The following is a 12,413-nucleotide window of genomic DNA, read 5'->3' on the forward strand; positions in this document are numbered from 1 at the left end:
GAATACCATCTGCTCCATCTAGAACATCGGAAATACGTATTTGATAAGAAAATACAAAAATCCAAAGAAGATAATCAGATAAGCCACATACTTAATCAACGTAGATGCTACCCTGCTGGAGTCATTGCGTTCCTCGATATTTCGGGTCTCGATCTCCACGTCCCGATCACGCTGCCTGCTCATAGTCTCCACCTCCATCCGATTCTTTAGTTGCAGATGATGGTTATCTCTTGACGCTTACTACTCTTTACACACACGTCTTGAGATTGAACCAATCTTCAGGTCAGGAGTTGGCAAGCTTAGAGAAAGCCGATCATGGCAGGCAGAACGATAAAGGAAGCCAGCGTGGTCCACAGAATGCACCTGGATACCAGCTTGGGTGCGGCATCGTATTGTTCAGCAAGGATTACCGCATTCACGGCTGCAGGCATCGCCGACAATATCAGAATAACCGCAAACAAGGTTCCCTCAATGGATAAAATCGCGAGCAAGCCCCAAGCCACCAATGGGCCCACCAGCATTCGCATCGCCATGCCCGACCAGAATCCACGCTTTGAGACGGCCGAAGCTCCGCCCTCCCGAACCCCAACCATCTGGGCGCCCAGTATGACCAGAGCCAGAGGCGCATAAGCCGCGGACAGCATGGAGACGCCGGTATTCAACCCGTCTGGAAGCTGAAAGTCCGTCAACCGGAAGAGGACGGCGAGTGCCGCCGCATAGACCGAGGGGAGCGTAAACACCGATTTGATCGCCTTCACAGCCGAAAAATGAGATCTCGCTGCCAGGTACACCCCTAATGTATTCATAATGATAATCTGCACGATGACATACACCGATGCTTTATCCAGCCCTGCTTGCCCGAATGCAAGCAGGACGAGAGGAAGCCCGTAATTCACGCTGTTGGTAAAAATCGTGGTCAAGGCGAGGCCCGATTTCTCTGTCTGGGACAAGCCCAGCATTTTACCGGCAAAGGCACTCAGCGCCCAAAGGGCGATCACATTCAACAGGCAAAACGCAACCGTTACCGTGACCTCATTCGAGGTAATCGATGCCTTCTCCAGCGTCTCGAAGATCAGAGCCGGGCTCAGCACATATAAAGAAAGGGCCGAAAGCCCTTTGGTTTCAATGCCCTTGAACCGCTTGAGCAGGCCTCCGCCGATGACGGGCAGCGATATTGGTAGGAAAACGCTATAAATCGTAGCTAAGAAAGAAGAGATCATGAGGTCCACCTTTATGCAAAGTAAAATATCATTATCTCTACATCCTAACCCATACCTCAAGCATTTGTCCAAGATTTAAAGACTATAGGTCTAATAGGCACAGGCTTTCATTATGCCATCTTTCTGATGACAAACGACACGGTAGTTCCTCTGCCCCTTGTGCTGTCAATCATGAGCCCTTGCCCATAGACTTGCTTCAAACGCCGATCCGTGTTCATCAGGCCGACTCCCTTGCCGGTACGCTGTCCGCTTCCCAGCATCAAGCGGAGCTTCTCGGGATCCATCCCGGCACCATCATCCGCGATAATGACCTTGGCGGATTCAGCTTCACTTACGATGCGAATCGTTACGGTCCCTCCCTGGGTTCGTGCCAATACTCCATGAACGACCGCATTCTCCACAATCGTCTGCATGGTCAAAGGGGGAAGCTTCCACTGCTGAACAGCAACTTCCTCGGAAATATGCCAACGGACACGCAGCCGTTCCCCAAACCGCTCCCCTTCGATATACAGGTATGAGCGAACCAAGCCCAGCTCCTGCTCCAGCGGGATAAAACGTTCCAAGTTGCTGATATCATAGCTGGCTCTCAGATAGTGGCTGAATTCTCCGATCAGCGCAACCATTCGGGAAGGGTCAATCTCACTAAGTGAAGCGATCGAATTTAAGGTATTGTGCAAAAAATGCGGCTGAATTTGAGCCTGGAGCCAAGCTGCCTCCATATGCAGCCGTTCCTTGATGGAGCGCTTCAGCTCCAGCAGTGCGCGTACCCTTGTTTTTAATTCAAGATGGTCCACCGGTTTAATCAAATAATCGTTAGCTCCGGAAATGAAGCCCATATGAATATCCTCAGGCCGGTTTCTTGCGGTCAGCAGAAGAATCGGAAGCTCCGATATCATATACCTCTGCCGAATCGTCCTGGACAATTCATATCCTGACATCTGGGGCATCATCACATCAGATATGATAAGATCCCATTCTCCCCGCTCCAATAATTGAAGGGCTTCCTCAGCCCGGGTAACAGTCACGATCTGATACCCTTCGTCTTCAAGCAAATGATGGATAACTTTTAGGTTAACCGGATCGTCATCTACGATGAGCAGCCTGCCATCGTTTTGACGAGAACGCTTCTTAGCCTCGGATTCGGCATCATCCTGTTCGTGTTTATCTGACATGTAAGACAGCCTCTCCTTCTCTTTCTCTGAATTTGAAGCCGAGGAGTCGGCCATAAACTCCTGTTTATCCGACTTCTCCTGCCTCATCATATCGTCAATTTTCAGCGTGAACGTAAAGGAACTACCATGCCCCGGAGCGGATGACACGGAGAGTTCCCCGCCATGCAGCTCAACCAGCTGCTTGCAGATGCTGAGGCCAAGCCCCAACCCGCCTCTCGCTGCGGCAAAGCTGGAGTCTCCCTGCTCGTAGGGAAGGAATATCCGTCTTAATGTCTCTTCGTCCATGCCTATCCCCGTATCAAGAACATGGACGCAAGCCCTTCCATCAACAACGTCGGCAGCCACCACGATCCGGCCTGACTCCGTATATTTGATTGCATTATGAATCAGATTAAATACAATCTGAACCAAGCGGCCTTCATCTGCCCATACCTTGGGAAAGTCATCCTCGATCTCGCATACAAGCTCGATTCGCTTGCCCTCCGCCATCGGACGGAGCATATCCAGCACGCCTTGAGCAGTCGAACCGAGATGGACGCTCTGCACATTCAGCCGGATCCGCTTCTCCTTCAATAAGGAAACATCCAGCAAGTCATCCAACAATAGCGACATCCGCCTACCAATGCCGGTAATCAACTCCAGGTGGCCACGATCCTCTTGCTGAAGCAAACTCCCCTTTCGTTCCAGCAGCGTTTGCGCCATGTTAATCATCCCGTGCAGCGGATTTCGCAGCTCATGGGACGTATTTGCCAGAAATTCATCCTTCATCTTGTCCGCCTGCTTCAGCTGCTCTGCCTGTTCCCTCAGCACGACAGCGTTTCGGGTAAACCGGATAAACCAGAAGGAAGCAAATCCGAGAAACGCAACGATCAGATCAATCGGGTAATACGGCAGTTCCTTAAAATACCGGAACCTTAAAATTCCGCTTAAGATAATGTTGCAGGAAACGGCAACCGCCGACAGCAAGATAAATATGGCCGCTTCCGTCCGTTCGCTGACCGCCTTCCTGGCAATCGAAGGCAGGAACAGCACCGAACTTATTAATACGAATGATAAATAAGTAGAGAGATGTACCGTCAGATGAAACGGAAGCAGCAAATAGGCGACGGCATACGAAACCACAAGGATCGTATAGGCCCGGTAAAACCCTTCTTTGATTCTCGGCCGGAGCAAATGCTTGGTACACAGAATCAAACATAATGATAAAGCCACATAAGCAACAACCTTAATCTTTACTGACCATTCGAAACTAATAGCAGGCTGCCAAACGAGCAGGAGTTTATCGTCGTCAACCAGCGTGGCCAGCAGCGTAAACAGGATAAGAGCCGCAAAATAAAAGAGGCCTTTGCTCCGATAGCCGATTAGATACAAGATTAAGACATACATGACATGAAGAAATAGCACAATGCAGACCAGCAGCTGCATATTCTCCGAGAACGCTTTCCCCTTCATCACCGCTTCTGCTGTCCCGAATTTGATCGGCAGCTTGATCCCGCCTGAATCAGCATATTGATAATTGCTCACTTCCAGGATGATATTCAGCTCATTCCCGGCAGCCGGAGGGATGAATTCGACATGGGGTACGTTTCTTGCCACATGGGTCTCCGGCGTATCGGAGGGATGTCCGGATTCGTACAATAACTCACCATTGACGTACAAACGATAGGCTGTACGAATATCGGTGATCCAGAGGCCGTAAGTTACGTTAAGCTCCGGTACGAGCAGCTTGAGACGATAAGTTCCGAAGCCCATTTGGTTCCCGTTCTCGTTTACGCCTTCCCATGGACCGGGAACCTGCATCCAGCGCGGATCGGCGGCAGGCTGCCGCTCTCCTTGAGACCATCTATCCGGGCCCATCCATTGATTCGGATAAAAGGCCCATTCTCCGTTCAGCGCAACCGTATTGCGGTCATCCGCCTGCCAATCCCGAAGATCCAGCACGCCTTGCTGAAACGGAACTTCCTCAGGGATCATGATGATTTTAAAATACGCCAGCCGCACGGAAAGTAAGATGACAATAAACAGAAAAGTAATCCCCAGCAGCCTTCTGCCGGAGATCCGTTTCAATTTCGAGTTGGAATAAGTCGACAATAATAACAGTCCCTTATAACATATTGTAAAAAATCAACAACACTGCACAACTGTCCATTATTTTACATCGTTACGGAGCCGTTGTCTGTTCCTTTTCCATAAAGTCCAATAAATTAACAGGTCTGGTCAGGCCGCTATACAAACGATAATGTCTTGCCTGGGCGCTGCAGCGGCTGGTACGGACATAATTCCGCAGCGGATACATGCTTCACCGTATAATAAGAGTAGAATCTTTTTCTCCCGGATGCCTCATAGATCCACGAAAAAAAGTCAAAAATCGAATCATCCACCCATTTTCCGTTGTACTCGATCAACGACCGCAAATAAGGGATTTGGAGTTTCACTCCCCCGTCCCACATAAAAATAAATGTGTTAACCTCGGCATTTTTTTGCAACAAAAAATGAACGGTACGCTCATCCAGCAAGTACTTTTCCTGACCACACAGAAATACCGGACCCTCATCAGTAGCAACGATGCCAATCCGCTTGCTGTTGAAGTGAACATAGAAGCCTCTGCAATGCTGGAGGTCCTTCTCCGCATCAAGCTCGATCTCCCGAAACGTTCCAAGCTCCAATCCCATGGCCTTATGCAGCGAAGATTCCTTAAATTTCCGAATGAATTTCATAACCGAATCATGTACCTCCCGATTGTTGTGGTTCACTCCACAGTATAGGAGGCCGTCCTCTACAATTTCTGAACAACACGGGAGAACCATAAAATCGGGCAACAAAAAAATCACCGGTCGAACAACCGGTGATTTCATATCGTATGAGTACTTGGCTTTTTCATCTATTTCATACTGGTGACTTCGATTCCATTGCCCCATTCGTCGTACCATTTCACAATGTAAGGACTTGGCTCCTCGCCCATCTCATCTTCTAACACCTGACACAGAAGACTGAATTGACGGTGCACCTGGGCCGGATTATCCTGCAAAGCATATATTTTCATCAATGAAAAATAAGCCTTTTCCTCCAGGTGATGCTGCCTCTGGATCGAGAAGTAGCATAATATGGCTTCATCAATGCGTTCCTGATCGACATACCATTCCGCCATGGATAAAGAAACGCTAAGCCACAACTCCTTCAGCCTTTGACGCTCTCCTTCTCCCCACCAGTAGTCATATTCCTGCAGGTAGTCCCCCGTATACAACTTCATCATTTCAATATGTCGCTCAATCAATTCAGCTGACACAGAGGGGTTTAACTTGAACCAATTCTCCCACTCCTCTATGTCCAGCTGCACGCCTTCCATATTCAGCACGTAGCCTTCTGTCGTGTTGGTGATTTGGAAGCGGGTATCATAAGGCTCCAATGTTTTTCGGATATGATAAATAGCCGTGTACAGCTGGGGATAGGCTTTATCCATGTCAAAATCCGGCCATAACATATCGATCAATGCCGACTTTCGTACAAGCTGTCCTCTATGCTGGAGCAGATAAATGAATATCTCCTGAGCCCGGGTTGTCCGCCAATGAAGTAGCGCGAATTGCCCCTGTTCATTCGGCTGCTCGATCATAACCTGGCGGAACATCGTCATCCGAATGTTTCGATTGGACTCCATGACCTCTTCCGGTCTGGACGCAATGCGGCTTCGCAAACGCTCCATCGTTTTGGCGACTCGATCAAGCTGGACAGGTTTAACAATATAGTCTACGGCATTCAATTCAAAGGCAGTGACTGCATATTCGTGATACCCCGTCACAAATACAATACAGAGATGAGGCTTCTGCTCAAGCAGTTGCTCTGCCAGCTCAATGCCGTTCAATTCCGGCAAGCTGATATCCAAAAACACGATATCAACATCCCTCGTAAGAATTTCGTCTCGTCCTTCAAAGGGATTCGTATATGTACCGATTACATCTATAGACATGGTATCCAGTTTTAACAGCTGACGTTCTAAATACTTCAAAGCCAACGGTTCGTCATCTACGAGAATTACCTTCATTCATATTACTCCTTGGATTGGAAAAATACGGTCACACTTAACTATATTGATTCCTTCGCATTGTTGCAACAAGCGAAAGCATGTTTTACAAAATTCTCAACTTTCGCAGCTTAACAAGCTTCACCGGTAAACCACAAGCTGTATGTACGATACTGATTGTAACTGTACTCTATTTAACGCTTCGCTTTGGGTTGTCTTATAAGCAAAGTTGCTTAATTCTTCGTATTTAACGTAACCAACCAATTTCTATCCATTTAACTCTCCTTGTACTTGTCCATCCATATCTCTTTTTGTCAGCATTTCCTTTTCTAACGCTCACTTGCCAATGAAAGGCTGTCCATATGACAACACCGTCGCCGAAGCTACCTATAAAATTATGAAAATAGAATTCGTGAACCAAATGAATTCTAATGCTTCGAAAGTTAGAACTGGAATTATCCGATTACGTTTTTCGACAGATCGCAAACCAAAAACATTTCTGTCGAGGACGTATGCTTCCTGCAAATAATCCCCTTATCTACAAGTCCATTTAACATTTTGCTAACCGTTTTTTCGGATACCCCTGTATATAGACTTAGCGTTTTGAGAGAGCCGCGACTAAATCCAATGTCATCAAGCCAAGACATCAACTCCCACAATACCGCCTTCTCATTAACTGACAGGAAGAAGCATCTTCTTAGCACTTGGGGAACGGGCAAGAAATGGGTATTATTACCTTGACGGCATGTTACGTAACTGCCTTTCTCCTGTTCCACGTCCAATTCTGCGAATGCGCCCTCGTCGTCAATGTAGTGAAACTGGTTTTTCATGTCATTCAACCATTGATATACTGCCATGTTCATCATCCTTTTCTATGTTGTCAGAAGCGATGTTCCTTCAATTTCTCTATACGATTAAGGTGATGTGACAGTTAAGACCCCAGTAAAAGAAAATCCCCCGCAAACGGCGGGGGGATAGGTTAGCCAAACAACGACAAGTATTTACGGTAGTAATCTATATGATCGTCGGATAACCGCCAATCATACTGATTAAAGAACTGAGCAACTTTTGCTAAGACTTGATTCCGATGAACAACATCATTGTGTTTAGACTTAGTAAGGTAATGCGCAAGGCTTAGCTCGACTTGCTCCTGTGACATCGGGTCTTTGACATACTTGACGAAGATGCCGACAAGCTCGTCCATATCATCGGAACAATGTCCTAGCACATTCTCCCGCCGCATCAGGGCTAAGGCTGTATCTAACGGTAGTCGTTTCATGGATTCGCCCTCCCTTCTGCGGCGGCGGGGGCGCTTAGCTCTTGCTCGACTCTCCACTTCCTCCATAAGAGATACTGCCGCTGTGCTTCCTGTTCATCATAGCCATTCTGCACCATGACATTCAGGATGGCGCGTGGGATGGAATCGGTGTAGCCGTACAAGCAACTACGAAACCTTTTCCATCAGATGTCATACAGGACAACAAACGCTCGATGTGTCAGCCCTAGCTTCTGAATGCATTCTTTAACTGGATGATTCACAAATGAGTTCTCCCTTCAAGTTGTCTTCTCTTATAGGTTAGACACTCTACAGGCAGGAATCACACCAGACATACAGAAGCAAATCTTGAATTTGTCACATTAGAACAATCTATGAATACCAAGAGAGCTTTGACAATAACGCTAAAACATTATTCGAGGCAGTATTTTTACTTTCTAGTGCTTACTCTTTAAATCCTTAATTCGAAAGGATAAGTCTAACTTTTCAAATTCTGATAATTGTTGTCCTACATCACCTATTTCAAACTGCTCCAGTTCGCTTCTTAATTTCACTAGCTCTTCTTCGTCAACCTTGACATTGTATCTGATGAGTAGTTCCAAAAGTGTTGTTTTTACAACAATATTTTCACTAAGAGTATTCGTACATTCACGCTCAAAACGTTCCAACACTTTCTCTATAATTTTACTTTTGTCTTTTAATTCATTATAAATGAGCCCCAAATAATTATTAACTTCTTTCCCCATTTCATGGTATTTCCATCTTGAGTATGGGCTATAATCTACTGGAATATTATCAATTTCATCCAGTACCATATCTCTACGCTCTAATATGTCCTTATACTCATCTGAGGTTGTTTCAATTTGAAGCTTATTTAAATCTAAAGAATTTAATGCCCCAACTATTCTTTCCTTTGCTTTAATAAATATCTTTGAATGCGCTAGGTAAATTTTACCCTCTGCAATATATACAACGGCCTTCTCCATTTCTCCTCTACTTTGCACACCATAATATGCATCAGCTGTACACGCAATGGCTTCAGCATCGCTCATTTTCTCACTTTTAAAATCAAAGTATCTTTCATAATATGCACCAAATAACGCTTCATAATTTCGTCTCATATATTTGTCTCCTTTAATATGATCTATGAACCAACCAATTTATCACCGTTATGAATAACCTCAATATCAATCCTTATTAAACTGCTTAATAAGCCTACTGCAACTTGCGCATGTATCTATTTCAGTGAATAATTTTATTTTTCCACGGGCTTTTGAGGGATCATTTAATTTATCCAATCTGGCAGCTAAATCATTTAGAATCTTGTACTCCGTATCATTATCTCTTTTTCTTATATTTCCGCCTCTATCTGGTGCAAGTGTAGCCTCATACTTTGGTTTTGTTGGCTTTGGATCGGCTACACTTAGTTAGACAATAAAGATAAGGGCTTGTAGAATAAGCAGATAAGATTAAAGGAGCGGATCTACAGTGCCAAGAGAACGACGGACATTTACATCAGAATTCAAGAAAAAAATGGTAAAACTCTATGAGAATTGGAAGTCCAGAGGTGCAATTGTGGAGGAATATGGCCTCACTGCGGCAATGGGTGGGGCCGCCACTTGTATGTTTGTATTGTTTATCATATAGCGGCGGATAGAAAAGAAGCCACAACACGGGCGGCTAGCTCGTAATTGTGGCATTATTTGTTTTACTACACAATGATTATTCCATGTTATTGACAGACCTCTTTCGACAGATATCAGTGCTCTATTTACAAGGTTTCATAATCCAGTTTCATAGTCTTCAATCAAATGTGACCAATACCCTTCAACATCCTTCATTGCTTCGGGATCGAGTTGTTCGTATAACTTACGTAGTTCTCGTGCATATTTTTGTGAACTATATTCACCTTCTTGTCTCATTTTCATTGCCAATTCATTTCTAATTAAATGGAACAAGAAAAATGTTTTTAGGTTTTTATTAAGCAAATAAATTTGGGGTCTATGAAAGGATGAAGTAGTGAAAAGCTCGTCGCTACCTTCTTTTAAATACAGTCCATCTGGGTTGTGCATACCGAAACACGCATAATGACCAATATTAATAAATTGTATATCTTCGATAAATGTTTTTTTAAAAGTATCAGTCCCATAGAATACAAAATCATTAAATTCCTCTGGTACTCCAATGCCAACCATAAATTGAGCATTATCATGACTTATGCCGAGACTTAATAATTCATCGTAATCGTAGTCACGTACTTCAGAGTCATAATATTCGCAGATTTCACGAATATCAAAATCCATACTATCTCTCCTCTAATTTTCTTAGCTCTTGAGCTAAAGCAGCATTCCCTCTATCTCTAGAAGCTTTGTCCCCGTACTCAACACTATAATATACTTGTTGTTAGCTGCTGTATTGGCCCTTTTAAGCAGCATTTTTCCGAGTATCGTTAGATCCACCGCTCCTAGAATCATCCCTGTCACATCCAGCATTTCGTAATTAATCCCTAAGAGATGACAAAAAGACCACAATACGGGCTATCTCGTATTGTGGCTTGACTAATTTATTTTACGTTCTCAATGAGCACCTTTTATGTTTATTCAACATTTTCTAGCTCATATAGCTTTAAAATTTCATTTTCCTTTAACTTAATCACAATTTTACTCCCATTTTCTAGTATTTTTATTTTCCTTCGGATAGTAAGTTCACCTGTTCTCTTCATTTCACTTCTAAGTTCTTCTTCCTCAAAATCATTAAAAGAATAGTATAATTCCTCATCTTTTTCCCAGTCTATATGGTGATTGTCTAGCATATCTTTGTTTCTTAATACATACGTGTATACTTTTCCATCGTCACCCCAATAGTAAAATCGTTTACATTCCTCACAGTACCAAATTGCAATTTGAGTTAGGTCAGTAAATTCTCCTTCGAAATTTTTAATAAGTTGATTTTTTTCAGTTCCTTTATAAGTCCAATAAATAACATTATTAGGTACTTTTGTGTCCGACAGAGTTACTCCGCACTTGCATGTCTTTCTCATGATATCCTCCTACTTAATGACATCCCCATCTGATGTCCATATTTCAATAGTTTTGTTTGGATATTTCTCCTTAATTTTATTTGCAATATTACTCGCTTGCTCAAGTGTAATACTCTGGCCATTTGAAGAAACATCCAACACTAAAGAGTCTGCGTTTTTACCTGCAGGTAACGGCGTAAAACTCTCTCTAGCGTATTTAAATGCCTTACTTTCAATACCTTCAAGTGTGTCAGTAAGTAAACCTTTGAATTCAACTTTAACTCCATCAACTACAAAATCAGCTACCTTTTCCTTAGCATTTTCAGGAATTCTATAGACTTTATTTCCGTTCCCCATGTATTTATCGATCGCCAACCATTCTTCTCGAGTTAATCCATCTAATTCCCCTGATACTTTACCCGTCCACTTAGAAATATCAACTCTGCCATCATTAATAGCTGAAATTACTGCATTTCGCTGATCAGCATTAAGATATTTAAATTCATCCAAATTCAAAATTTTCTTTTGAATAAATGCCGAAGAGTTCATTCCATTCTGAATTACTTTAATGATATTCTCTTCTGTTACACCTACAGCTTGCAATTTTTTAGCACGAACCATATTTTGTGGAGTATTAAGTCCTAAATTCTCCAGTGTATTGAAAAGATTATCTGTTTCCCCAAACGATCCACTTGAGCTTGTTTTCTTTTTCTTTAAAGCTTCATATAATTCCTTCTCTTTCTTGAAATATAAATCTCTCTTATCTTTAGAAGCTTTCCTAATAGCTTTGCTCTCTTCAACGGCTTGCCGAACTCGCATTGCCATTTCTTTCTGTCTTCTATCTTGCCCACGTTTAAAGCGAGTCTTAGGTGTAGAAATCTGGTCAATCCCTTTCATATACTTGTTGTTAGCTGCTCCGTTGGCCCCTTTAAGCAACGTTTTCCCAAGTATCGCTAGATCCACCGCTCCTAGCATTAACCCGGTCACATCCAGCATTTCCTGATTAATCCCTAGGAGGCTTGTGTCGGATACTACCCCATCATTTAAATCCCGCAGCTTCATGGTACTTACACCGATCTGTGCGACACCCCAAACTCCGTTGGCTATAGCTAATAAATATAACGAGCCACCTGCGGTGAAAAAGGCACCTACCACAGCTACGGCTCCAAACAATAAGTTGAGTTCTGTCATCAATTTTTGCTGTTTAACCACGAGCTCCTCAAAGGTGAAACGTGAGAAATAGATATCCTCGTCCGGGATTTTGCTAAGATAATCCGGTACCTGCGGAATCAACTCATTTAATTGATGTTCCTCTCTTCGCTCCTCCCAACGATCCCCCCATTTTTCTATCGAGCCAGATAATGCTTTGGTTACATTCACAAGCCCCTGTAAAGCCTCATTATGATTAGCCTGTTTCTCGATATGAGCCTTCAGTTCCTTTATCGGTAGTTGATCCTTCACAGCTTTCCATGGGGAGGTTGACTGTTTAGGTGGCGCCTTCTTGCCACTTCGTATATCTACATAGTTTTGATAGAACTCCGCATATTCTTGCTGTTCTTGGGCTCTTTCCTTATCTGACTTTCTCTTTGCCTTAGGTGGGGGTGGAATGAACTTTTCTTTATAGCGCCTCTGTAATTCATCTTCACCTAGGGATTTTAATGATTCTTTAGCGCTCTCTTTCGTTTTCGGATTTTGTACTCGAGCAACG

Annotated in this window: 12 protein-coding genes and 1 pseudogene; all 13 read right to left on the reverse strand. The window is 43.7% G+C overall.

Features of this window, described 5'->3' with window-relative positions; translation table 11 throughout:
• Positions 1-18 precede the first annotated feature (18 nt).
• A complete protein-coding gene (locus tag ACOZB4_RS08400; RefSeq protein WP_164817510.1) occupies positions 19-183 on the reverse strand; it encodes a hypothetical protein in 165 nt (54 codons plus the stop codon).
• Between the two features lie 116 nt (positions 184-299).
• Positions 300-1,220 carry an AEC family transporter gene (locus ACOZB4_RS08405; RefSeq protein WP_379407360.1) on the reverse strand — a complete coding sequence of 307 codons (921 nt, stop codon included), beginning with the start codon at positions 1,218-1,220 and terminating at the stop codon, positions 300-302.
• A gap of 110 nt (positions 1,221-1,330) precedes the next feature.
• On the reverse strand, positions 1,331-4,483 hold the full coding sequence (locus ACOZB4_RS08410; protein WP_379407359.1) for a hybrid sensor histidine kinase/response regulator: 3,153 nt from the start codon (positions 4,481-4,483) through the stop codon (positions 1,331-1,333).
• 134 nt (positions 4,484-4,617) lie between these two features.
• The gene (locus ACOZB4_RS08415) at positions 4,618-5,109 is read right to left on the reverse strand and encodes a hypothetical protein (RefSeq protein WP_379407358.1); all 492 of its coding nucleotides are present in this window, start codon (positions 5,107-5,109) and stop codon (positions 4,618-4,620) included.
• Between the two features lie 164 nt (positions 5,110-5,273).
• Positions 5,274-6,431, reverse strand: coding sequence for a response regulator (locus ACOZB4_RS08420; RefSeq protein ID WP_379407357.1), 1,158 nt, complete (start codon positions 6,429-6,431; stop codon positions 5,274-5,276).
• A gap of 434 nt (positions 6,432-6,865) precedes the next feature.
• Positions 6,866-7,267: a helix-turn-helix domain-containing protein gene (locus ACOZB4_RS08425; RefSeq protein ID WP_379407356.1), complete on the reverse strand. Its 402-nt coding sequence runs from the start codon at positions 7,265-7,267 to the stop codon at positions 6,866-6,868.
• A gap of 122 nt (positions 7,268-7,389) precedes the next feature.
• Complete coding sequence (locus ACOZB4_RS08430; protein ID WP_379407355.1) at positions 7,390-7,689, reverse strand: hypothetical protein; 300 nt, start codon at positions 7,687-7,689, stop codon at positions 7,390-7,392.
• Positions 7,686-7,850 carry a hypothetical protein gene (locus ACOZB4_RS08435; RefSeq protein ID WP_379407354.1) on the reverse strand — a complete coding sequence of 55 codons (165 nt, stop codon included), beginning with the start codon at positions 7,848-7,850 and terminating at the stop codon, positions 7,686-7,688. The genes ACOZB4_RS08430 and ACOZB4_RS08435 overlap by 4 nt, the downstream gene beginning before the upstream one ends.
• A gap of 273 nt (positions 7,851-8,123) precedes the next feature.
• Entirely contained in the window at positions 8,124-8,807 is a 684-nt protein-coding gene (locus tag ACOZB4_RS08440; RefSeq protein WP_379407353.1) for an Imm3 family immunity protein, read from the reverse strand.
• 66 nt (positions 8,808-8,873) lie between these two features.
• Positions 8,874-9,044 (reverse strand): annotated as a pseudogene (locus tag ACOZB4_RS08445) (deaminase domain-containing protein); the annotation flags it as partial.
• Between the two features lie 423 nt (positions 9,045-9,467).
• Entirely contained in the window at positions 9,468-9,989 is a 522-nt protein-coding gene (locus ACOZB4_RS08450; protein WP_379407352.1) for an SUKH-4 family immunity protein, read from the reverse strand.
• Positions 9,990-10,282: 293 nt separating this feature from the next.
• The gene (locus tag ACOZB4_RS08455; protein ID WP_379407351.1) at positions 10,283-10,726 is read right to left on the reverse strand and encodes a hypothetical protein; all 444 of its coding nucleotides are present in this window, start codon (positions 10,724-10,726) and stop codon (positions 10,283-10,285) included.
• Between the two features lie 9 nt (positions 10,727-10,735).
• The coding region (locus ACOZB4_RS08460) for a hypothetical protein (protein ID WP_422759518.1) at positions 10,736-12,413 on the reverse strand (1,678 nt) is incomplete at its 5' end.

The sequence above is a fragment of the Paenibacillus sp. NPDC058898 genome (assembly GCF_049316025.1).
GTDB lineage: Bacteria > Bacillota > Bacilli > Paenibacillales > Paenibacillaceae > Paenibacillus_AQ.

What these genes read in the sequence shown, in the direction of transcription:
- ACOZB4_RS08400 (WP_164817510.1), bottom strand. Translation starts at nt 183, where the DNA reads ATGAGCAGGCAGCGTGATCGGGACGTGGAGATCGAGACCCGAAATATC.
- ACOZB4_RS08405 (WP_379407360.1), bottom strand. Translation starts at nt 1,220, where the DNA reads ATGATCTCTTCTTTCTTAGCTACGATTTATAGCGTTTTCCTACCAATA.
- ACOZB4_RS08415 (WP_379407358.1), bottom strand. Translation starts at nt 5,109, where the DNA reads ATGAAATTCATTCGGAAATTTAAGGAATCTTCGCTGCATAAGGCCATG.
- ACOZB4_RS08420 (WP_379407357.1), bottom strand. Translation starts at nt 6,431, where the DNA reads ATGAAGGTAATTCTCGTAGATGACGAACCGTTGGCTTTGAAGTATTTA.
- ACOZB4_RS08425 (WP_379407356.1), bottom strand. Translation starts at nt 7,267, where the DNA reads ATGGCAGTATATCAATGGTTGAATGACATGAAAAACCAGTTTCACTAC.
- ACOZB4_RS08430 (WP_379407355.1), bottom strand. Translation starts at nt 7,689, where the DNA reads ATGAAACGACTACCGTTAGATACAGCCTTAGCCCTGATGCGGCGGGAG.
- ACOZB4_RS08440 (WP_379407353.1), bottom strand. Translation starts at nt 8,807, where the DNA reads ATGAGACGAAATTATGAAGCGTTATTTGGTGCATATTATGAAAGATAC.
- ACOZB4_RS08450 (WP_379407352.1), bottom strand. Translation starts at nt 9,989, where the DNA reads ATGGATTTTGATATTCGTGAAATCTGCGAATATTATGACTCTGAAGTA.
- ACOZB4_RS08455 (WP_379407351.1), bottom strand. Translation starts at nt 10,726, where the DNA reads ATGAGAAAGACATGCAAGTGCGGAGTAACTCTGTCGGACACAAAAGTA.